This window comes from Brevundimonas sp. UBA7838 (assembly GCF_002500885.1).
Taxonomy (GTDB): Bacteria; Pseudomonadota; Alphaproteobacteria; order Caulobacterales; family Caulobacteraceae; genus Brevundimonas; species Brevundimonas vesicularis_C.
Window position 1 is genome coordinate 25,694 of record NZ_DLTK01000095.1, and the last position, 20,379, is coordinate 46,072.

Consider the following 20,379-nt stretch of genomic DNA (forward strand, 5'->3'; position numbering starts at 1 on the left):
GCCCGGGCGGCAGAACACGCTTTGTGGTGGAACAGTCCTTGAACCGTCCGAATAAGTCCCTTAATAACTTTCCGTTCAGTTAATAAGGGTCGTCATGCTGCCTCCGGGACAACCAAAATGGCGCCGCCGAGCAGCCCATCGGCCGGCAGAGATCGTGGCGGCTGCGCTCGAGGTGTTCTCCGAGCATGGTTTCGCGCGCGCCCGGCTCGACGACATCGCCAAGGCCGCCGGGGTGTCGAAGGGCGCGCTCTATCTCTATTTCGAAACGAAGCAGGATCTCTTCAGGGCGGTGGTGCAGGACGCCATAGAGCCGCGCTTGCTCAAGATCAGGACCGGCGTCGAGGCCGATCTACCATTCGATGAAGCGGCGCGATTGGGCGTCGGGGTCCTCGTTAGCGCGCTCCAAGCCAATCCTCGTATCGGCGGCGTGGTCAAGCTGATCATTTCGGAAAGCCGCAATCTGCCCGAACTGGCGCTGATCTGGCACCAGTCCGTCATCACACCGCTTCTGGCGCTGATCGCCAGTCTGGTCCGTCGAGGGCAGAAGTCGGGCGAGGTCCGACGGGGCGATCCTGAACTCTTCGCCATGGGCCTGTTGGGCCCCTTGGTGCTCGGTCTGCTTTGGAGAGAAACCTTCGAGCCCATCGGGGCCAAACCTCTGCCGCTCGAGGCGCTGGCGGCCCAACATCTGGACACCGTCCTCAAGGGGATGAAGGCGTGAGGCGCCGGACGCTCTATCAGATCGCCGCCGGTGTTGGCCTGGTCGCGATCGGCGGGTTGATCTGGGGGTTTCTCCGGACCGACACAATAGACCGCCCTCTTTCAGGCTATGTGGAGGGCGAGCCGGTTTATCTCGCTGCGCCCGCATCGGGCGCGCTCGAAACCCTCTATGTGCGCGAAGGCGACCGCGTCCGGACTGGTGCTGCGACGTTCCAGATCGACGCGGGCGTGCAGAAGGCACAGGCGAGCGGTGCGGCCGCGTCGGTCGAGGCGGCGCGCGCGCGTGCCGACGATCTCCGGACGGGACAAAGAGAGCAGGAACTCGACGTGTTCGATACCGAACTCGCGTCCGCCCAGGCGCAGCTGCGGGAAGCGGAAGCCAGCTATGCGCGGATCGAACCCCTGGTGCGTCAGGGCATTTACGCACCAGCCAGGCTCGATCAGGAGAGAGCGCAAAGAGACACGGCCAGGGCCCAGGTCGCGGCCGTACGGCGTCGGCGCGAGGTGGCGACGCTGGGTGCGCGGGAAGGCGCCCTGCGGGCGGCTGAACAACAAATATACCAGGCCGAAGGGGGACTGGGCGAGGCCGAAGTGCGGCTGAGCACCTTGGCGCCGCGAGCGCCTGTGGACGCGCGTGTCGAGGAGATCTTCTTTCGCCAGGGTGAATTCGTCCCCGCCAATCAACCGGTCCTCGCGCTGCTGCCCGACGCCGAGGTCAAGGTCCGTTTCTTCGTTCCCGAGCGAGAATTGATTAACTATCGGCCCGGCGGCGTGGTGAGCTTCAGCTGCGATGGCTGCGGCGCGGCGCGCTGGGCCCGGATTAGCTGGATCAGCCCGCGACCTGAGTTCACTCCGCCAATCCTTTACAGCCAGGGCAGCCGGGATCGTCTGGTCTTCATGATCGAAGCGACGCCCGAAAATCCCCGCTCGCTCCAGCCCGGTTTGCCTGTCGATGTCGAGCGGTTGCGGGGCGCACAATGAAACATGCAGAGCCGGTGATCGACGTTCGGGGCCTCAACAAGTCGTTCGGCGCGCTGCATGCCGTGCAGGACTTCGGCATCACCGTCGAACGCGGCAGAATATGCGGATTTCTTGGCCCGAACGGAGCGGGCAAAACGACCACGCTTCGTCTTCTGTGTGGTCTGCTGACGCCCGACAGCGGAGAGGGCGAGGTGCTTGGCTACGACGTCATGAGCCAGTCGGAGCTGATCAAACGTCGGGTCGGCTATATGACGCAGAAATTCTCGCTCTATGACGACCTGTCCATCGAGCAGAACCTGGTGTTCACAAGCAGGGTTCACGAACTGGACCGTCGCGCCGCTCGGGTCGAGGCGGCACTGGAGCGTCTGGGACTGGTCAAGCGACGAAGACAGCTCGCCGGCACGCTCTCCGGCGGATGGAAACAACGGCTGGCGCTGGCCGCCGCGACCCTGCACGAACCCGAGTTGCTCCTGCTCGACGAGCCGACCGCCGGCGTCGATCCGGAAGCGCGGCGAACCTTCTGGGACGAAATCCACGCGCTGTCTGACGAAGGCATGACCGTTCTTGTGTCCACCCACTACATGGACGAGGCCGAACGGTGTCACGAGATCGCCTATATCGCCGGAGGTCGAACGCTGGCTCGGGGCACGGCCGACCAGGTCATCGATGAGTCCGGATTGACCACCTTCTTGGCGGAGGGGCCTCATGTAGGCCGGCTCGTTCCACGCCTCAGAGACCAGGTCGGCGTTGAAATGGCGACGGTGTTCGGAACGACGCTGCACGTCTCCGGCCGAGATCGCGCCGCACTGGAAAAGGCGATCGCACCGTTGAGTGAGGCGCCGATCGTGTGGACGGAAACCCGGCCGACCCTTGAGGACGTGTTCATACAATTGACGGCTGACCTTCAGCGAGAATCGAGCTGATGCTTTCGGCGACACGAATCTGGGCCGTCATGGCCAAGGAGTTCATACAGCTCACGCGCGACCACCTCGCCTACGCCATGATCCTGATCATGCCGATCCTGCAGCTGGTCTTGTTCGGCTATGCCATCAACGACGATCCCCGAAATCTGCCGACCGCGGTCTATGTTCAGGATCATGGGAGCTTTTCGCGCTCATTTTTGAGCGCCCTGACGAACAGCGGCTATTTTCTCATCACCCAGTCGGCCAACAGCCAGGCCGAACTCGACCAGGCCTTGGCGCGGGGCGAGGTCCAGTTCGCGGTGGTGATCCCCCAGGATTTCACGCGCAGGGTCGTGCGGGGCGAGAATCCGGCGATTCTGATCGAGGCCGACGCCGCCGATCCCTCGGCGACGGGCGGCGCCCTCGCCGCGCTCGCAGGCCTTCCGGCACAGGCGTTGGCTCGCGACCTGACCGGCCCGCTGGTCCGGTCCACCCAGGGCGCCCCGTTCGAGGTGATCGTTCACAGGCGCTATAACCCGGAAGGGATAACCGCTTTCAACATCGTTCCCGGCCTTCTGGGGGTCATCCTGTCGATGACCCTGGTCATGATGACGTCGCTGGCCATGGCGCGCGAGCGGGAGCGCGGTACGTTGGAAAGCCTGCTGGCGACGCCTGTGCGGCCGCTCGAAGTCATGATCGGCAAGCTCGCCCCCTATGTCGGGGTGGGGATTGTTCAGGTGACCCTGTTCCTGGTGATGGCTCGGCTGCTGTTCGACGTCCCCATGGTCGGGGGCTGGGACGCCCTCATCGTCGGGGTCATGCTGTTCATCGTGGGATCTCTGGCGCTTGGGTTCTTCCTGTCGACCCTCGCCCAAACCCAGATGCAGGCCATGCAGATGTCCATCTTCTACATTTTGCCGTCCATGCTGCTCTCCGGCTTTCTCTTCCCTTTCCGGGGCATGCCTGACTGGGCCCAGGCCCTCGGGTCATTAATTCCTGTCACCCATTTTCTGAGGATTGTCCGCGGCGCCTTGTTGAAGGGCGTTGGTCTGGCCGACGCGTGGCCAAGCGTGATGGCGCTGGTCGCCTTCGTCGTGGTGATCACGGCGCTCGCCATCCTTCGGTACCGGACGACGCTGGATTGAGTCTTGAGCGGCGTCCCGCCGCATCGGACGGTGCTGGTCATTTCACGCATCCTCTTGAGCCTGGACGCGGGCCTCGTCCATCGGCTGCTAAGGTGATGAGGCTTCGGGTCTTTCCGCCTCAGCAGCGAGGAGGGCGGTAAACATGTTCGGAATCGGCGTGCGTTGACGCCGGCTGAGGAGCCAGCGTTGGCGGGAGCAGATCAAAAGCCACATCCTCCTCTCGCGTCAGGGCTGCGATAGTCCGCACACTCACGCTTGACTCCGTCGTGCTACGGAACTTGGGGGCGGGCCTCCGGTTTCAATGTCACGGAGGCTGCAATGACCAAGACCGCCATCATCTATCGCATGGTGATGCCCGACCACACCTGCCCCTGGGGGCTCAAAGCCCGTCACCTGCTGAAAAGCCGGGGCTATCGGGTCGAGGACCACTGGCTGACGACCCGCGAGCAGACCGACGCCTTCAAGGCCCAGTACGGCGTGAACACGACACCCCAGGTCTTCATCGACGGACAGCGGATAGGCGGTCACGACGACCTGCGTCGCAACCTGGGCCTCAAGGTCCGCGACCCCAAGGCGACGACCTATACGCCGGTGCTGGTCGTTTTCCTGACGACCGCCGTCATGGCCTCAATGCTTAGCCTTGTCATCTACGGAACCCCGCTGACCGGGCGGGCGGGCGAGTGGTTCATTGCGCTGTCTATGATGGTGCTGGGGATGCTGAAACTCCAGAACATCGAGAGTTTCTCGTCCATGTTCCTGAATTACGACCTCTTGGCCAAGCGCTGGGTCCCATATGGCAAGATCTACCCCTTCGCGGAGTTTGGAGCGGGCGCACTGATGGTCGCGGGCGTGCTGACCTGGCTGTCGGCGCCCGTCGCCCTGGTCATCGGAGGCATCGGCGCGATCTCTGTGTTCAAGGCCGTCTATATCGACAAGAGGGAACTGAAATGCGCCTGCGTCGGCGGCGACAGCAATGTGCCTCTGGGTTTCCTATCGCTCACCGAGAACCTGATGATGATCGCCATGGCGGTCTGGATGGCGGTGATGTCACTCGGCGTCGGCCCGAGGGCAGTCTAATAGATCATCGCCCACAACCGCCCTCTATGGATTAAATCCCTGCGTCTGGGCGCCGGTTGGCTGCGGCGATCATTCTGTCTGGCTCGGCGGTCCGGAAGAAGGACTTGGGCTGCTGAATGTCGTCCGACGAAGCGGTTGACGGCGGCCGGGAGAGCGACGACGCGTTGAAGTCGCAACGGGCGAGACGACGCTTGGAAAGGATGGGGACAACGCCCTTGACGGCGTTGGGCCCGGCGCCGAGGTCGGCGTGAAATGGAGCCTCCATTGTGGCCGGCGCTTCAGCCCGTCGATCACCCAGGGGTGTCTGTGGGCAGCGGAGTTGTCGAAGATGGCCTTGCCGGCCGGCGCCTCGGGCTTGACGGTATTGAGCCAGCGACTGACGCCTGATGGCGGTGACGCTCTGACCTGCCCCTGAAGCTTTGGAGCGATCTGATCTGGTTTCTTGTTCTGCGCTTGGGCTCTGAACATGGAGAGAAGATGAAGCGATCGAGTTCAGCGAGGCCCGGAGGCCATGATGGTGCGTCAGGCGGTCGGAGTCCTGTCCCTCGACGACGCCCCCCGGAATGCAAGACTTCGGGGTGAGACTAAAACGAAGAACGACCTCATAGTGCGATCGGCGACGAGAGCCCGATCCGGCACGGTCCGTTCCGGCATCCGGGTCAATGTCACTTTGGACCCGACCCTTTCTCGAAGTCGTTCTGGCTGCTCGAAAAAGCCTGCCTGATATCCCCTCAGCATTCTCCTGCTTTCGAAAGCCGTCCTGCAACGCCGCGGCGCCGGTCCAGTGACTTGCACTCGACTGACCCTGACGCTTCAGCGAGACATGAGCAGGGGCATCTCGGCATCGGCCAGCAACGAACGGGTGATGCCGCCGAACAGACGCTCGATCGTTCGGGGATGACTGTAGGCGCCAAGAACAAGCAAATCGGCGCTGATAGAAGCTGCGTAGTCTAGAATGACGTCTGCAACCGGGCGGCCCCCGGACTCAATCGAGGAGAGGTTGGCGTCTATGTCATGCCTTAGGAGATGGCGGACGGCATCGTCGGCCGTCGATCCGATACCCCCAGGTATGCGATCATGATCTACAGTCAGCACTGTAACCGAATCGGCAGTGCCGAGAAGAGGCATGCCGTCGTTGACCGCTCGGCGAACTTCCCGGCTGCCATTCCAGGCAATCAGCACATTCTTACCCACAGATCGATCTTCCCAGCCGGTGGGGATTCTTAACACAGGGGCGCTCGTCACAAGCAAAAGGTGTTCGCCTGACCAGTTGTCTGGAAGATTATCGAGCTTTGGATGGCTTGCGATGATCAAATCGCAGTTCAGGCCATTCAGGACAATATCATCAGCGGTGTCGCCGCGCCACACGACTCGAAACTCAGTTCCGACGTCGTAGTCTCTCAGAAGATCGCTGAACTGTTTCCCAGCGGCGAGTGCTTTGCCGGCCTCCTCTTCGCGGCGTTTGGCTATGACGTGCTGTATCCCTTGCCTGCCCCTCGCGAAGTCGTCCGACGGATGGGATGGTTCGCGCGCCATCCCGAATATTCCGACCAGATGCGCGTTGTGACGTTTCGCAAGGATTGCCGCCTGACGAGCGATCCGATCTCCAGCCCCGGTCTCATCGACGAAGACTGCAATATCTCGCCACGCTGAAAACATCGGCCACCTACTCTGTTGACCCACAACCTACATCGATTGGCGGTTAACGTCGAGGACCCGGAGTCCGACGACCTTCGGTCGACGCTCCGCCAACGGCGACCTGTGCCCACTCCGTTACGATCCAACACGAGAGCCGGCATTCATAGGCGTCGGTCTAAGCTAGGCGGCTTGAAAGGCCTTCATATATGGCTACGGTTAGGGCCCTGATCGATGCCGCTGAGATGAGCGTCCCTCGACGACGCGGACGGGTTATAGGCGTAGCGGTCGGTGACGGCGTTGGATCAGAATCCATGGTATTTTCTATATTGGCGACGTGGCTGGACATCATGTTCTATATGCGCAACGCCAAGGTGGCGCTGTATCATTATTGTAGATTATGAAGCCTATTTATTTAAGACTCGTCGGGACGCCAATGCCGAGGTGAAGATAGTCTTTCTATTCAATGCGCAAAATCATCAACTGCTGCATGGATTGCCAACAGCAGTGCGCTTGGCTGCGAAATCCGAAGCGCGCGTCGTTATTGCGTCGCCTGGCGCTTGGCAGCTCGAATACGCTCGGTTCGCAGCCTCTCGACTGGGCGACGCAACAATCGAGTATTACAATATAAGTTCGTCGCTTCTTTCTATCGCCCAGACAATCTCGGGCGGCAGGAACCCGCCAAAACTTCTGACAATGGTGACCGCAGCAGGCTGGTTGAACGAATCGGACGCCATCGCCGTGCCGGAGCGGACGTCTATATTTTTGAAGCGGCTGGGGGTTACCCGGCCTCGGTTCATTCATCTGGACCATGGGGCGGGGGACCGGGCGGCCGGATTTGATCGGCGGATCGCGGATTTCGACTTCGTCCTGATGGCGGGCGAGAAGCACCGGGCGCGGATGCAGCGCGAGGGCCTGATCCGTGAGGGTCACCACGCGGTCATCGGCTACCCCAAGTTCGAGGCGGCGGATGCTATCCGAGATCCGAGCTTTCGACCGTTCGCTAATGACAGGCCCGTGGTGCTCTACAATCCTCATTTCTCCAATCTTGGCTCGTGGGAACGGTTCGGCGCGGATGTGCTCAGCGCCTTCGCCGATCAGGATCGCTACAACCTGGTCGTGGCGCCTCACGTCCGACTGCTGGACGGCAGGGCGGCGAGGGCGCGCTGGGCGGGGCTGCTGGACGACTATGAGGGTCGGCCTCACATCCACATCGATCGCGGCAGTGACCGGTCGATCGACATGACCTGGACCACATTGGCTGACGTCTACCTTGGCGACGTGAGCAGCCAGGTCTACGAGTTCCTGCGCACGCCCAAACCCTGTGTCTTCCTGAACGCCGGGGGCGTCGACTGGCAGGGCGACGAGAACTATGGGCATTGGCGGTTCGGGCCGGTTCGGGAGACCACGATCGATCTGGTCGAGGCCATCGATGCGGCACGGCGGAATCACCGGCATTTCTTGGCTGCCCAGACCGCGGGCTTCGCCGAGACCTTCTCGACCGGCCCCGAACCGGCCTCCGAGCGGGCGGCGCGAGCCATCATGGGCTTCATGCAGGGACAATCCGGGTGACGACAAAACGGGCCATCATCCTGAGCGCGGGCCAGGGCAAGAGGCTGTTGCCACTAACAGAGGCAAGGCCGAAATGCCTGGTGGAACTGGGCGGGCGCAGCCTGCTGGCCTGGCAACTGACGCATCTTCAGGCGGCGGGCGTGGAAGAGGTTATCGTGGTCACCGGTTTCGGGGCCTCGCTGGTCGAGGACGAGATCGGCAGACTGAAACTGGGGGCCATGGCGGTCTCGACCGTCTACAACCCCTTTTACGGGGTGGCCGACAACCTGGCCTCCTGCTGGATTGTACGCGATCGGTTCGAGGAGGACGTTCTGCTGCTGAACGGGGACACCCTGTTCGAGCCCGCTATTGCAGACAGACTGATCGCGGCCCCAATGACCGACATCGTCGTGACCGTCGATCGCAAGCCTACCTATGACGCCGACGACATGAAGGTCGAGACGCGTGGCGACGATCTTTTGGCCATAGGTAAGACAATCCAGACCTATGACGCCGAATCGATCGGCTTCCTGCGGTTCTCGAACCGGGGCGCTGCCCGTTTCCGGTCTGCGATGGAGGCGGCGCTGCGCGATCCGGAAAACCTGCGCCGGTGGTATCTAAGCATCATCCACGAGCTGGCACGCGAAGGCGGGGGCGTCAGCGTCTGTTCGATCGAGGGGTTGGGCTGGGGGGAGATGGATTTCCTGGCCGATGTGGCAACCAACGAAGCCCTGGTTCAGGGTTGGCTGGCGCGCTGATCCTCGACGATCCAACGGACCAGTTCGAGGTCTTCGGGCTTGTCCACATCCACGGCGGCGAGGCCGAACCGGCTTGGCACGACAGCGGCCCGGACCCCGATTGAGTCTCCGAGACGGGCGACGGCCTCGTGGATCGTCAGGCGCCCGCTGAGATAACGCGCCAGGCTCGTCAGGCCGATCAGGCGCGCCACGCGCCACGGCTGTTTGCGATGGACCTCGACCTTCCGCCACAACGCCAGGGCGTCGGCGGCCCTGGGCGTAGCCAGATAGAACAGGTTGCAGCCGGACCAGGCCCGTCGCCCGAACCGGTACCAGGTCCGCCTCGTCCGTGGAGCATCCGCTTCCACCACTCGCCGTTCGGCCAGCAGAAGGGCCAGGTCACACTCGGGCGGCATGTCGGCGAGGAACTGGGTGATCCATTCTGGACGCAGCAGGGCGTGGTCCGCCGTCGTCACCAGAAGCGGCGGCCCCAGGGCTTCGAAGGCCGACAGGACGCTGAGGCTGGGCTGGGCGCTTGGAGGCATGCATTCGACCTCATACCCGGCCAACAACGCCATGACCTCGGCCTCGTCGGTCGAGACGGCGATCCGGCTGGCTCCGGCCTCACCCAAGGCGGCGACCACGCGCAGGATCATCGGCGTCCCGTCGACCGGGATCAGGGCCTTGTGCGCCACGCCGGCGTAGTTGGCCACGGGCTCCGGGCCGCCGCGCGAGCCGGCCAGGATCAGGGCCGTGAAGCCGGTCAAACGAGCGTCTTCAGATAGATTCTATAGGTCTTGTAGATGCGGGCCCCGAGCGATTCGAGGATGCCTCGCATGGCCGTGTTGTCCTCGAGGATCCACGACATCTCGCAGTGCCGATAGCCCAGTGCGCGGGCTTGGCTGCGGGCGATATGCACCAGATGAAACGGCGCCATGATCCCCTTCTGTGTCCTAGCATGGCGACGCTTGACCCCCATCAGGGGAACGCGGATCGATTTGACGCGCCGCACCTTCAGCCGCCACAGCAGTTGGGCCCAACCGAAAGGCAGCAACCGCCCTTTCAGGTCCGCGATCGCCGCGTTGACGTTGGGAAGGAAGACGACAAAACCGGCTACGTCGCCGTCGATCTCGGCGAACCAGGTCAGGCGCGGATCGATCACTGGCTTCAGCGCAATTGCCAGTTGACGGGTCTCCGCCTCGGTGACGGGCGTGAACCCCCAATTGTCGGACCAGGCGTCGTTTAGGATGTCGGTCAAGGCATCGACCTCGGCATCGTAACGGCGCATGTCGAGCGGGCGCAGCACGAGGCCCGGCGGCGGCCCGCGTTTTACCCGCCGCGTGACCGGCGCGGGCAGGTCGTGGTCGAAGGACGAGGTATAGGCGAAGACGTCCTTGGCCTTGGCATAGCCCAAAGCCTCGATCCGGGAAGCTGCATAGGCCGGGTCGTGGCCCATCATCACCATCGGCGGGGTGTCGAAGCCGTCGATCAGCAGGCCGACCTCCTCGTTGATCGACAGGTTGAACGGACCCAGAGCCCGGCGACAGCCCCGCGCTTTTAACCAGGACTCGGCGGTCTCGAACAGGGCGGCGAATACGGCGGCGTCGTCCTCGGCGCAGATCAGGCCGAAATGGCCATCGGGACCGTCCGCGCGGGGTGGGGCCAAGTGGTCGATCTGGGCGCTGATCCGGCCGACGTCGCGCCCGTCGCGGATCGCCATCCACAGCTGGACATCGGCATGGGCGAAGAAGGGGTTCTTCTTGGGCGACAGGGCATCGCGTCGCTCCATCCGCAGCGGCGGCACATAGTTCGGATCCCCCGCGTTGATCCGGTCGGACAGCGCGATGAACCGGTCCAGCTCCGCCGGTGTGGCGACCGGGACGATCTGCAACGGCATCATGCGCCTTCCTCCCGCAACAGGACCATCATGGCGGCGGCGGCGAATACGATCGGCCCGCCCCAGGCGGCCAGCAGCACCGGCAAAACCCCACTTTCGCCCACGGCCGCCAGTAGCCCGTCGACGACCAGAAACAGCAACCCGGCCCCGAGGCAAAGCGCCAGCACAACGGGAGCCTGGGCGCCGCGATAGCTGACCAAGCCCACCGGGATCGCCAGCAGAAGCATGACAAGCGACGCGAATGGCGTCGACCAGGCCCGATGCAGGGTCATCTGGTAGAAGGCGGGGGACCGCAGGGCCGCGCCCTCACGCAGCGCGCGGCGGGCTTCCGCCGAGGTGGTCGTGGCCGTGTCGCCAAATACGGTCTGGATATCGACGGGACGGAGGGTGGTCGGCCAGGTCATGCGCACGACATCACGAACACCCTCGCCCCCTTGTGCGATCGTCACGGTCCTTGCGTCGCTCAGGGTCCAGGCGCCGTTGTCGAAACGGGCCGTAGACGCCGTGGTCCGGGTCACCAACAAGCCCGCCGGCGTCCGGCGATAGATGCGGACGTCGATCAGGCTGGTGTCGCGGTCGGGATTTGCGGTGGCGGTGACGATGTCGGCTCCGACGCGAAAGCTGCGGCTTTCCGGCGGCTTCCGATCACCCACCGGTTCGGTGACCCGCCACCAGTGTTCCAGCGCGGAATCGGTGCGCGGGGCGATCGCCTGGCCGATCACCAGATGGGCCGCGACGACGACCAGGGCCGCGGGTAGCGACAGGCCGATGAGGCGAAACGTAGAGACGCCGCTGGCCCGCATGGCGATGATCGCGCTCTCCCGACCCAGCTGGGTGAAGGCCAGCAGGCTGCCGGCCAGGACCGCGATGGGCATGGCCTGGATCAGCAGGCCTGGCGCGCGCAGCGCGGCATATCTCATCACGCCGCTGACACCCAGCCCGCGGTCCAGCACGTCGGTCGTCGCGTCCAGCAGGTCGAGCACCTGAAGCACAGCGAAAAGCACGGCAAGCGCCGCCAGAATGCGGAACCCCACGACCTTGAGGATGAAACGGGCCAGGATCATGCGCGGGCGGGCCGCCGTGCGGGGATCAGCCGGATCACACGCCCCGTTACCGCCCCCAGGCGCTGGGTCAGCCGGGCGATCGGGGTGTCGCCGGGGCGTCGGCGGCTGCCCACGAAGATCCAGACGCACAGGCCCGCGAACCCCGCGAAAGGCAGGCCCACGGCGACGATGGCGTCGGCGCGCCCGCTGGTCGCCAGCCCCTGTCCGAGCTGGAGCAGGTTCTGGAACGCGATCAGGATGACCCCGGCCAGGATGACGCCGGGCGCCCGCCCGCCCCGCTTGGCCGCCAGACCCAGCGGCAGCGCAAGCAGCGGCAGCAGCGGGAGAGCGAGGGCTCGCGCCAGTCGGCCATAGAACTCGGCCATCCGTTCCTGCAGCGGAATGGTCCGACCTCCTCCGGTCACGAGCTCGACCAGCGTCAGCTCGCGCGCATCACCGCCGCGATCCCGCAGCAGCTTCGTGGGCCCTGTCAGGGGGATGTCGGCGAAGAAGCCGCTGAAGACGAAGACTTTAGGCCTGCCGTCGCGACCGATCCGGATCTGGCGACCCTGGTGCAGGGTGACGGTGGCGGTGCCGCTCTCAGGATTTATCGAGACATCGGCTCGGTCGGCGGTAGTGATCAGCTCGGCGCCGTTCGGGTTGAGCTGGCGGATGAAGACGCCCTTCAACGACCGGCCTGAGGCATCGGTGGTGTTGGCGGTGATCAGCAGGCCGTCGTCAGTGGTTATCACCGCCCGTTCCGGCACCGCCCCGCTCCAGCCCGCGCTTTGGGCGCTGTGCAGGACCGAGCGGTAGGCATATCGGCTATAGGGCTGGACGAAGCCGAACAGCATGATGCTGAGGACCATCAGGGCGACGCCCAGCCCGACAAACGGAGCCGCGATCCGGGTCAGGGAATGGCCGCTCGCCAGCATGGCGTCGATCTCGGACCCGTCGTTCAGCCGCGAAACCACGATGAACAGGGCCACGAAGAAGGCAGCAGGCAGGGTCAGGCCCAGATAATGCGGAACGAGATTGGCCGTCAGCTCCAGCACGAAACCGAACCGTCCGTCGCTCTGTGACAGGGCGTCCAGCAGCCGCAGCACCCGCTCCAGCAACAGCGCCACCAGCGTCACGACGATCGCCCCGACCATCGGCCAAAGCGTCAGCCGGAGCGAATAGCGGTCGAGGATGCGCAGCCGGATCACTGCGCCGCCACCTCCGTCCGGGGCCAGGCTTCACCAAGCCGTCGGGCCAGGTTCTCGGCCTGATCGGCGTCCAGATCGACCGTCTGGCCCACGGCGGGCGGGCCGGGCCATCCGGCGTCGGCGAACGTCAGACCGGCGTCCTCGCGCGTCCCGTCGTACCGGGGGATGACGTGGAAATGGACGTCGCGGTCGACCATCATCAGCATCAGATAGTTGATCCGCTCATAGGCCACCAATCGACCCAGCATGGCCTCGATGCCGCTGGTCGCGACCTTCAGATCGACGAACGCCTCGGCGCTGAGGTCGGCGAAGGCCTGGACCGGCTCCTTGCACACCAGGGCCAGCGATCCCCATGTGGGCTGTTTCGGCCGGACCAGAACAAGCCAATGAGTTGTTTCCGCGACAAGCGTGTGCGGATATCCAAAGGCGGTTGCGGTCGGATTGGTCATGATGGCCAAGATAACCGGTCCGGACCGGCGCGGCCTATAGGAAACAGAGAGAAATCGTGAAAGCCAGACCTTTCCTGATCGCGGCCCTGGTGTCCGGTGCGGCGTTGATCGCCTCGGCGGGGGCCGTCCAGGCCCAGACCTGCGAGGGCGCGGCGGATGGCGGGACGCGGCTGAACGTCATCGTCAACGGCGTGCGGGCGCCCGAGGGCCAGATCGCAGTGACGATCTATCCCGACAATGCGCGGCGGTTCCTGGCTCCCGGTGGCAAGCTGCTGCGGGTGCGGACGCGGGCGGTGGCGCCGACGACGCGGGCCTGTTTCAACCTGCCGGAGGCGGGCACCTATGCGGTGGTCATCTATCACGACGCCGACGGCGACAGCGATTTCGACCGCAGCGCCATCGGTCGCCCCACCGAGGGGTTCGGCTTTTCCAACGACGCTCCGGCGCGGCTGGGGCTGCCGTCATTCCGCTCGGTGCGGTTCGCGGTGACGCCGGGCGACAACACGATCCGGATCCAGACCCGCTATCCCTGACTCCGCACGGCCATATTAGAATAGCGCCATTTCGCGATTGCGATTCGCCCTATCCTTGCCAGTCACGCCATTATGGCCGTCCTGGTCAGCTGATTTCGCCTTTGATGCCGGTCGCCAGACGATAGCCGCCGAGGCTTGCCATCGTACCGTCCGGCTGAATACCGCGTGCGGCAATGTCGATATCGAAGCCCGTCTCGCAGGGCGTGATCGCGATCTCGTGCCAGCGCGCCGCCTCGCCTTGACCGGGCGACATCGAGGCGGACGGCACGCCCAGCGCCGGGATCGGTCCGTCCGGTCCCGCGACCGACGACACGGTCGATCGGTGGGCATGGCCGTGCAGGATCAGTTCCGCCCCAGCGTGCGCCAGCATGGCCTGAAGCGCAGGCCGGTCGGTCAGGGCCTTGCGATCCGCCACAACCCCGTCCGCGACCGGATGATGGATCAGGACGATCCGACACAGACCGGCCTGCCGCGCCGCCGTCAGCTCGGCCTCCAGCCGCGCGATCTGATCGGCCCCAAGCTGCCCCTGGGCCAGATGCACCGGCGTCGGGATGGCCGAACACAGGTTCAGGATGGCCGCCGGGCCGCGTCGCCGCATGAAGGGGAAGCCATCGCCTTCATCACCGAGCCAGGTTCGCCAAGGAGCGAATCGCGCAGGGTTCGCGGGTCCGACAAGCGCGTCGTGATTGCCTGGCGAGACCGTGACATCGGCGGTGGGGCCCAGCGTGCCTAGCCAATCTGACGCAGCAGCGTATTCGGCCTCGGTCGAGAAATTAATCAGGTCGCCGGTGACCGCGATGTGGTCCGGCCCGGTCGCGGCGATATCCGCCACCAGGGTCGCCAAGACCTCGGGGCGGTGATGATGAACCTTGCGACGCCAGGCCAGGCCGCTGACCAGCCGCTTCAGTCGCAGCTCGACCAGCCGCATAGGAGGTGGCGGCAGGTGTGGATCCGACAGGTGGGCCAGACGAAAAGGGGGCAATCGGATGAGTTTCTGGCCACGGCGGCCGCAGTTGTTTTATGAAGATTCGGGCCCCGCGAGCGGGCCGACAACGGGGCGTATAGCAGATGACGGATGCCACGCCTTGCGCGCGGGTGCTGGGTGAGGGCTCGGCGCGGATCTGGGGCATGAGTTCGGCCGAACGGCTGGGCCGCATCTTCGCGCGGGCGGGCGTTTCGCAGGGCGCGTCAGCGGGTTCGGGCACGGTGGTCCTGGCACGGGCCGACCACGTGTTCGACGAAGCCTTGATCAAGGCCGTCATGGTAAGGCCCGATAGTGTGATGATCGGCGCCGAAGGTGCGCCCGTCGCCGCCCATGTGCGGGAGGCGAACGCCGATGTCGCCGCAGAAGCCCTGCTGGCTGGAAATGCTGCATCCGCTGTCTTGCGCGACCTGACCCGGCTCGACCCTGCAGACCTGACCTACAACAGCGCCCTGAGGAAGCGCGAGGCCCCGGTGCTGGAGCGGCTGGACGCCGGCAATGCCCGCGCTGTCGAGGCCCGGCTGTTCCAGGGATCGTACAAGGGAATCACCGATCTGGTGACCAAATACGTCTGGCCGGTTCCAGCGCGGATCGCGACCCGCTGGTGCGCCCTGACCGGGATCAGCCCGAACCAGGTCACCTTCGCCAGCCTGATCCTGGTGCTGGTGGCGATGTATCTGTTTTGGGTCGGCGAGTTCGGCTGGGGGCTGGTCGCGGCCTGGGTCATGACCTTTCTCGATACGGTCGACGGCAAGCTGGCGCGGGTCACGCTGCGGTCGTCGCCCTGGGGCAATGTGTTCGACCATGGAATCGACCTGATCCATCCACCGTTCTGGTGGTGGGCCTGGTTCGTGGGAGTACAGGCGTCAGGGTTCGACCTGCCGCATCCGGAACTGCTGCTGGCCGTCATCGTCGGCGGCTATGTCGCGCAGCGGATCGAGGAGGGAATCTTCATCCGGCTGTTCGGCATGCATATGCACGCCTGGCGGCGGTTCGACAGCTTCTTCCGGCTGATCACGGCGCGGCGGAACCCCAATCTGCTGCTGCTGAGCGCGGCGACCCTGGTCGGTCGGCCCGACATCGGCCTCATCGCCGTCGGCGTCTGGACGGCCCTGTGCCTGGTCGTCCACGCGGTCCAGATCGTTCAAGGGCTGGGCGCGCGGCGTCCGCTGGTGTCCTGGCTGGAGGTGTGATGCGGGTCGGGGTGATCCACAATCCACGCAGCCACAGGAACCGCGCCCGGTCGCCTGGGGCTGTGTCGCCGGACGTGATCCATGCCGCCCCGGAAACGCCCGAGGCTCTGGCGACCGCTCTTGAGGCCATGGCGGAAGCTAGGGTCGATCTGCTGATCGTCGATGGCGGGGATGGGACGTTGCGAGACGTGCTGACACGGGCCTGGCCAGCATTCGAGGGCCGGTTGCCGCTGCTGGCCGTCGTGCCGCACGGCAAGACCAATGTGCTGGCGCGCGACCTGGGCGGCCCCGCGCGCTGGTCGGTCGAGGCGGCGATCGCGGCGGCGCGATCGCCTGCCAACCGAGCATCCCGGCCCATGATAGAGGTCACCCGCGAGGGCGAGGCCACGCCCGCGCTCCGTGGGTTCGTCTTCGGCACCGGGGCCTATGTCGGGGCCACGCGGATGGCGACCGGCGCGCACCGGATCGGGGTGATCGACAGTCTGGCGGTCGGGGCCGCCCTGATCGGAGCCGTCTTCAGTACGGCTTTCGGCGGCGCGCAGGGGTTCGGCGCGGGCGAGCGGCTGGCCCAGGCCCTTGACGGCAGCGCGAGCGAGGCCCGACAGCGGTTCCTGATCCTGGCCAGCACCCTGGAACGGTTCCCGCTGAAATTCCGACCGTTCGGACGACCGCGTCCAGGTCTGAAGCTGCTCGACGTCGATGCCCCGCCGCGTCGGCTGATTCCGGCCCTGGTTGCCATACTGGCCGGACGTGAACCGACCTGGCTCGAAAGCGCTGGCTATCGGCGTCACAGCCCGCAGACGGTGTCGCTCCACGGTCTGGAGGCCTTCGTGCTCGATGGCGAAGTCTATCCGGGCGGGCACGTCGCGGTGCGTCAGGGGCCCACCGTCACCTTCGTGGCCGCGTGACCGGGCCCCTGATCGATCTGGTCGCGCGCGACCTGGCCACGCCGGTTCCGGAGGCCGTGCGCGCCTTCGCCGAGGCTCTGGCGGCGGAACAGGATACGGCGGCGGTGCTCTTCTACGGGTCGATCCTGCGGACGGGCGATCTGGATGGGGTGCTGGACTTCTACATCCTGACCGACGGGCCGCACCGGACCGGCCTGCGCGGCTGGCGTGAGCGCAAGCTGTGGCCCGAGGTGGATTTCCGCGAATGGAACCAAGGCGAAGCGGTGCTGCGGGCCAAGATCGCCGTGCTGCCGCTGAACACATTTGCCGAGGCGGGCGCGGGCCAGCGGCTGGACACCACCATCTGGACCCGGTTCGTCCAGCCCTCCGCCCTAGTCTGGACCAGGGGCGACGCGGACCGCCATGCGGTGACGCGCGCCGTCGCCGACTCGGCCATCACCGCCGCCCGCTATGCCGCCGTGCTGGGGCCGGGCAGCGGCGAGCTGCTGGTCTGGTGGCGGGCCCTGTTCGCCCAGACCTATCGCGCCGAGTTTCGGGTCGAGCGTGCCGGGCGCGAGGATCAGATCGTCGGTTTCGATCCGGATCGCTATGCCGCCATCCTGCCGCTGGCCTGGACGGCGGGCGGGATCGCGTTTCAGCAGGACGGCGGGCGTCTGAGCCCGTCTCTGACCCCGACCGAGCGTCACCGCATCCTGAGCGAATGGCGGCGACGGCGAAGGCTGGGCAAGCCGTTGAACATCGCCCGCCTGGTCAAGGCCGCCTTCACCTTCACCGGCGCGACCCAGTACGCGGCCTGGAAGATCGAGCGTCACACCGGACTGGTCGTTCCTTTGACCCCGTGGCGGATTCGGCATCCGGTACTGGCCTCGGCGGGGGTGCTTTACCGGCTATGGCGGCTAAAGCGCCGGGCTCAGCGGGAGGCGCGCTGAGCGGCGGGGGCCACCAGATTCATCGACCGGCCGACGGTGGCGAAGGCGTCCAGAACGGCGTCGATCTGCTCGAAACTATGGGCCGCGCTGACGCTGGAGCGGAGCAACGGCCGGCTGTCCGGCGTCGCGGGCGGCAGGGCCAGGTTCAGATAGACGCCTTGCGCCAGCAGGCCGTTCCAGAAGGCCAGCGCCTCGGCCGTGTCCGACATGGCCACCGCCACGATCGGCGATGCGGTCGCACCCGTGGTCAATCCCATGGCGTTCAGTCCGTCGAACAGCCGTTGCGAATTGGCCGCCAGCTTCGATCGCAGCCCCGGCTCGGCCTGCATCCGCTTCAGCGCCTTCAGCGTCGAGGCGACCACGGCGGGCGGCAGGGAGGCGGTGAACATATAGGGGCGGCTGACGACCCGAAGCACGTCGAAGTCGGCGATGTCGGACACCAGATAGCCGCCGATCCCGCCCAGGCTTTTTGAGAAGGTGCCGACGATGAAATCGACATCGTCCTCGACACCCGCCGCCTCCGCCAGGCCGCGGCCGGTCGCCCCAAGCACGCCTAGCGAATGGGCCTCGTCGACCATCAGATAGGCGCCCGTCTCGCGCTTGATCGCGGCGATCTCGCGAAGCGGCGCGACGTCGCCCATCATCGAATAGATGCCCTCGACCACGATCATCCGGTTTCCGGGCGCATCGCCCAGACGGCGCAGGCGCTTGGCCAGATCCTCCGGGTCGTTGTGACGAAAGCGGATGACCTCGGCATGGCCCAGCCGCGCCCCATCATAGATGCTGGCATGGCTGTCGGCGTCCAGGATCAGATGATCGCCGCGCCCGACCAGGGACGACAGGACGCCCAGATTGGCCTGGTAGCCGGTGGTGAAGACCATGGCGTGTTTCCGGCCATAGAAGGCGGCCAGGGCCGTCTCCATGGTCAGGTGGCCGTCGAAACTGCCGTTGGCGATGCGCGAGCCGGTCGTGCCGGTGCCCCAGGTCCGCGTCGCCTCGACCGACGCCTCGATACAGGCCGGGTCGAACGTCAGGCCCAGATAGTTGTTGGTGCCCAGCAGGATGACGCGTCGCCCGCCGTACTCGGCCTCTGTCGGCGACAGGATGGCATCGAACCGCATGCTGAACGGGTCGGCCCCGAACGCGCGGATGGACTGGTAGGCCTCGACCTGAGGCAGATATCGATCGAACAGAGCCATTCTTCAGGCCGCCTGACGCAGGGATGAAATTATGTCGGCGAGGTCGCCGATGGTCTGAACCGTCGCCAGTCGGTCCAGCGGCATGGAGACGTCGAACGCGTCCTCCAACTCCATGACGATGTTCATCAAGGCCAGGGAATCGACCGCCAGATCACGCGCGATGTCGGTGTCACGGTCGATCGTCACAGAACGTCCGAGCACCGACTCGACCGCCTGCTGGATCTGATGGACCGTCAGGTCCGTCACTGCCGACTGGCTCACGCGCGCCTACCCATGGGACTCCAACATCCACTGCCTAATCGGCTCTCTGACAAATTGCCAGAGAACTGTCACACGTCTGATGCTCGTTTGTCCCATTAGAGCCAGCCCGCGCGTCTCGCCCAAGCTACGGTGTCGGTGAATCCGTGGACAAGGGGGAAGACGACAGCAGGTGCCGGCCCGCGTTCTTCTGGTGAAACGCTCCAGTCGCGGTGCAGGATTTCGCGGGCCTTTCCGGGCGTTAGGACTGAAGAGCGACCGGAAAGCCGGGACAGCCCGGACACTACGCCTGCGAGTTTGAGGGCGCTTTCGGGGATGCGAAATGTGGTGGGTTCGCGCCCCACGGCCCGGGCCGCCGCAACGGTCAGTTCGGCCCAACTGTAACCTTCCGGGCGATCGTCGCAGATCGCGACCGACGCCGAACGGGGTGAGCGCTGGGCCAGTGCGAGCAGGGCCTGCGCGACGTCCGCGACATGGACCAGGGTGATGCAGGCCTTGGGATGCAACACAGGCTGGGGCCATCCTAGCGCGGCGGCCGCGAACAGGGCGAAGGTTTCTCGGTCGCCGGGGCCGTAGATGGCGGTGGGCCGGACGATGGTCAGCCGGTCGCCCAACCGGGCCGCCATCATGACCTCTCCCGCCCGTTTGCTGGCCGCATAAGGGGACAGCTGGGGCTCCCGCGCGGCCAGGGAGGAGACCAGGATGACATGGGTATTGGGAGCGACCGCCTGTGCTGCCCTGGCCAGCCGGTCGGCTCCTTCGGCGTTGACGTGGTGGAAATCCTCATCGCGCCGGGCCTTCACCAAGCCGGCGGCATGGATCACGACGTCGGCCCCGTGACACAGAGCCCGCAACGCACCCTTGTCCTCAAGATCGCCGGGCGTCACCTCAAGCCCCGCGATATCGCCAACCGCAGCGACGGGATCGCGCCGTGCCAGCACACGCACGGTCCAGCCCGCGTCGGCAAAGGCCCTGACCAGACGCCGGCCTAGAAAACCAGTCGCTCCGGTGATGGAGACGCGCAGCCTCACG

General features: G+C 65.4%; 21 protein-coding genes. 11 read left to right on the plus strand and 10 right to left on the minus strand.

Features of this window, described 5'->3' with window-relative positions; genetic code table 11:
- Positions 1-154: 154 nt before the first annotated feature.
- From B3T77_RS08420 to B3T77_RS08440, 5 genes are all read left to right on the plus strand, one after another.
- Positions 155-721 carry a TetR/AcrR family transcriptional regulator gene (locus B3T77_RS08420; protein WP_292078819.1) on the plus strand — a complete coding sequence of 189 codons (567 nt, stop codon included), beginning with the start codon at positions 155-157 and terminating at the stop codon, positions 719-721.
- A complete protein-coding gene (locus tag B3T77_RS08425) occupies positions 718-1,701 on the plus strand; it encodes an HlyD family secretion protein (protein ID WP_292078821.1) in 984 nt (327 codons plus the stop codon). Before B3T77_RS08420 ends, B3T77_RS08425 begins: the two co-directional genes overlap by 4 nt.
- Positions 1,698-2,624 (plus strand): ABC transporter ATP-binding protein, encoded by a 927-nt coding sequence (locus tag B3T77_RS08430; RefSeq protein ID WP_292078822.1) that lies wholly within the window; start codon positions 1,698-1,700, stop codon positions 2,622-2,624. The genes B3T77_RS08425 and B3T77_RS08430 overlap by 4 nt, the downstream gene beginning before the upstream one ends.
- On the plus strand, positions 2,624-3,748 hold the full coding sequence (locus B3T77_RS08435; protein WP_292078824.1) for an ABC transporter permease: 1,125 nt from the start codon (positions 2,624-2,626) through the stop codon (positions 3,746-3,748). Before B3T77_RS08430 ends, B3T77_RS08435 begins: the two co-directional genes overlap by 1 nt.
- Before the next feature lie 318 nt (positions 3,749-4,066).
- The gene (locus B3T77_RS08440) at positions 4,067-4,825 is read left to right on the plus strand and encodes a glutaredoxin family protein (protein ID WP_292078826.1); all 759 of its coding nucleotides are present in this window, start codon (positions 4,067-4,069) and stop codon (positions 4,823-4,825) included.
- A gap of 813 nt (positions 4,826-5,638) precedes the next feature.
- Here the strand turns inward: B3T77_RS08440 and B3T77_RS08445 are convergent.
- Positions 5,639-6,484, minus strand: a complete 846-nt coding sequence (locus tag B3T77_RS08445; RefSeq protein ID WP_292078828.1) for a universal stress protein — start codon at positions 6,482-6,484, stop codon at positions 5,639-5,641.
- 672 nt (positions 6,485-7,156) lie between these two features.
- On the opposite strand from B3T77_RS08445, the gene B3T77_RS08450 reads away from it, so the two are divergent.
- Together B3T77_RS08450 and B3T77_RS08455 are read left to right on the plus strand one after the other, a co-directional pair.
- Positions 7,157-8,032, plus strand: a complete 876-nt coding sequence (locus B3T77_RS08450; protein WP_292078830.1) for a glycerophosphotransferase — start codon at positions 7,157-7,159, stop codon at positions 8,030-8,032.
- Positions 8,029-8,769, plus strand: coding sequence for a phosphocholine cytidylyltransferase family protein (locus B3T77_RS08455; RefSeq protein ID WP_292078832.1), 741 nt, complete (start codon positions 8,029-8,031; stop codon positions 8,767-8,769). The genes B3T77_RS08450 and B3T77_RS08455 overlap by 4 nt, the downstream gene beginning before the upstream one ends.
- On the opposite strand, the gene B3T77_RS08460 is transcribed toward B3T77_RS08455, so the two are convergent.
- Genes B3T77_RS08460 through B3T77_RS08480 form a run of 5 tightly spaced genes read right to left on the minus strand, consistent with a single transcriptional unit; the run spans position 8,748 to position 13,345 of the window.
- Positions 8,748-9,515 (minus strand): nucleotidyltransferase family protein, encoded by a 768-nt coding sequence (locus tag B3T77_RS08460; protein ID WP_292078834.1) that lies wholly within the window; start codon positions 9,513-9,515, stop codon positions 8,748-8,750. The genes B3T77_RS08455 and B3T77_RS08460 overlap by 22 nt on opposite strands.
- Positions 9,512-10,648, minus strand: a complete 1,137-nt coding sequence (locus B3T77_RS08465; RefSeq protein WP_292078836.1) for a dATP pyrophosphohydrolase — start codon at positions 10,646-10,648, stop codon at positions 9,512-9,514. Before B3T77_RS08465 ends, B3T77_RS08460 begins: the two co-directional genes overlap by 4 nt.
- Entirely contained in the window at positions 10,645-11,709 is a 1,065-nt protein-coding gene (locus B3T77_RS08470; RefSeq protein ID WP_292078838.1) for an LptF/LptG family permease, read from the minus strand. The genes B3T77_RS08465 and B3T77_RS08470 overlap by 4 nt, the downstream gene beginning before the upstream one ends.
- Positions 11,706-12,896 (minus strand): LptF/LptG family permease, encoded by a 1,191-nt coding sequence (locus B3T77_RS08475; RefSeq protein ID WP_292078840.1) that lies wholly within the window; start codon positions 12,894-12,896, stop codon positions 11,706-11,708. The genes B3T77_RS08470 and B3T77_RS08475 overlap by 4 nt, the downstream gene beginning before the upstream one ends.
- Positions 12,893-13,345, minus strand: a complete 453-nt coding sequence (locus tag B3T77_RS08480) for an HIT family protein (RefSeq protein WP_292078911.1) — start codon at positions 13,343-13,345, stop codon at positions 12,893-12,895. Before B3T77_RS08480 ends, B3T77_RS08475 begins: the two co-directional genes overlap by 4 nt.
- Positions 13,346-13,401: 56 nt before the next feature.
- On the opposite strand from B3T77_RS08480, the gene B3T77_RS08485 reads away from it, so the two are divergent.
- A complete protein-coding gene (locus B3T77_RS08485; RefSeq protein ID WP_292078842.1) occupies positions 13,402-13,878 on the plus strand; it encodes a DUF2141 domain-containing protein in 477 nt (158 codons plus the stop codon).
- Between the two features lie 85 nt (positions 13,879-13,963).
- On the opposite strand, the gene B3T77_RS08490 is transcribed toward B3T77_RS08485, so the two are convergent.
- On the minus strand, positions 13,964-14,860 hold the full coding sequence (locus B3T77_RS08490; protein ID WP_292078844.1) for a metallophosphoesterase family protein: 897 nt from the start codon (positions 14,858-14,860) through the stop codon (positions 13,964-13,966).
- Between the two features lie 86 nt (positions 14,861-14,946).
- Here B3T77_RS08490 and B3T77_RS08495 point away from each other — a divergent pair, with 86 nt between their 5' ends.
- The 3 genes from B3T77_RS08495 to B3T77_RS08505 are packed head-to-tail and all read left to right on the plus strand — an operon-like array spanning position 14,947 to position 17,890.
- Entirely contained in the window at positions 14,947-16,053 is a 1,107-nt protein-coding gene (locus B3T77_RS08495) for a CDP-alcohol phosphatidyltransferase family protein (protein WP_292078846.1), read from the plus strand.
- Complete coding sequence (locus B3T77_RS08500) at positions 16,053-16,961, plus strand: diacylglycerol/lipid kinase family protein (RefSeq protein ID WP_292078849.1); 909 nt, start codon at positions 16,053-16,055, stop codon at positions 16,959-16,961. Before B3T77_RS08495 ends, B3T77_RS08500 begins: the two co-directional genes overlap by 1 nt.
- Positions 16,958-17,890: a hypothetical protein gene (locus B3T77_RS08505; protein ID WP_292078851.1), complete on the plus strand. Its 933-nt coding sequence runs from the start codon at positions 16,958-16,960 to the stop codon at positions 17,888-17,890. The genes B3T77_RS08500 and B3T77_RS08505 overlap by 4 nt, the downstream gene beginning before the upstream one ends.
- Here the strand turns inward: B3T77_RS08505 and spt are convergent.
- The 3 genes from spt to B3T77_RS08520 form a co-directional block, all read right to left on the minus strand.
- Positions 17,872-19,089 (minus strand): serine palmitoyltransferase, encoded by a 1,218-nt coding sequence (spt, locus tag B3T77_RS08510; protein WP_292078853.1) that lies wholly within the window; start codon positions 19,087-19,089, stop codon positions 17,872-17,874. The two genes, B3T77_RS08505 and spt, sit on opposite strands and share 19 nt — an antisense overlap.
- A 3-nt stretch (positions 19,090-19,092) precedes the next feature.
- Positions 19,093-19,350, minus strand: coding sequence for an acyl carrier protein (locus B3T77_RS08515; RefSeq protein WP_292078855.1), 258 nt, complete (start codon positions 19,348-19,350; stop codon positions 19,093-19,095).
- 95 nt (positions 19,351-19,445) lie between these two features.
- Positions 19,446-20,378: an NAD-dependent epimerase/dehydratase family protein gene (locus tag B3T77_RS08520; RefSeq protein WP_292078857.1), complete on the minus strand. Its 933-nt coding sequence runs from the start codon at positions 20,376-20,378 to the stop codon at positions 19,446-19,448.
- Position 20,379: the final 1 nt, after the last annotated feature.

Bases quoted from the DNA above. Each gene is read 5' to 3' on its own strand.
- spt (WP_292078853.1), bottom strand. From the start codon at position 19,089: ATGGCTCTGTTCGATCGATATCTGCCTCAGGTCGAGGCCTACCAGTCC.
- B3T77_RS08430 (WP_292078822.1), top strand. From the start codon at position 1,698: ATGAAACATGCAGAGCCGGTGATCGACGTTCGGGGCCTCAACAAGTCG.
- B3T77_RS08445 (WP_292078828.1), bottom strand. From the start codon at position 6,484: ATGTTTTCAGCGTGGCGAGATATTGCAGTCTTCGTCGATGAGACCGGG.
- B3T77_RS08470 (WP_292078838.1), bottom strand. From the start codon at position 11,709: ATGATCCTGGCCCGTTTCATCCTCAAGGTCGTGGGGTTCCGCATTCTG.
- B3T77_RS08440 (WP_292078826.1), top strand. From the start codon at position 4,067: ATGACCAAGACCGCCATCATCTATCGCATGGTGATGCCCGACCACACC.
- B3T77_RS08465 (WP_292078836.1), bottom strand. From the start codon at position 10,648: ATGATGCCGTTGCAGATCGTCCCGGTCGCCACACCGGCGGAGCTGGAC.
- B3T77_RS08480 (WP_292078911.1), bottom strand. From the start codon at position 13,345: ATGACCAATCCGACCGCAACCGCCTTTGGATATCCGCACACGCTTGTC.
- B3T77_RS08450 (WP_292078830.1), top strand. From the start codon at position 7,157: ATGGTGACCGCAGCAGGCTGGTTGAACGAATCGGACGCCATCGCCGTG.
- B3T77_RS08435 (WP_292078824.1), top strand. From the start codon at position 2,624: ATGCTTTCGGCGACACGAATCTGGGCCGTCATGGCCAAGGAGTTCATA.
- B3T77_RS08500 (WP_292078849.1), top strand. From the start codon at position 16,053: ATGCGGGTCGGGGTGATCCACAATCCACGCAGCCACAGGAACCGCGCC.
- B3T77_RS08495 (WP_292078846.1), top strand. From the start codon at position 14,947: ATGACGGATGCCACGCCTTGCGCGCGGGTGCTGGGTGAGGGCTCGGCG.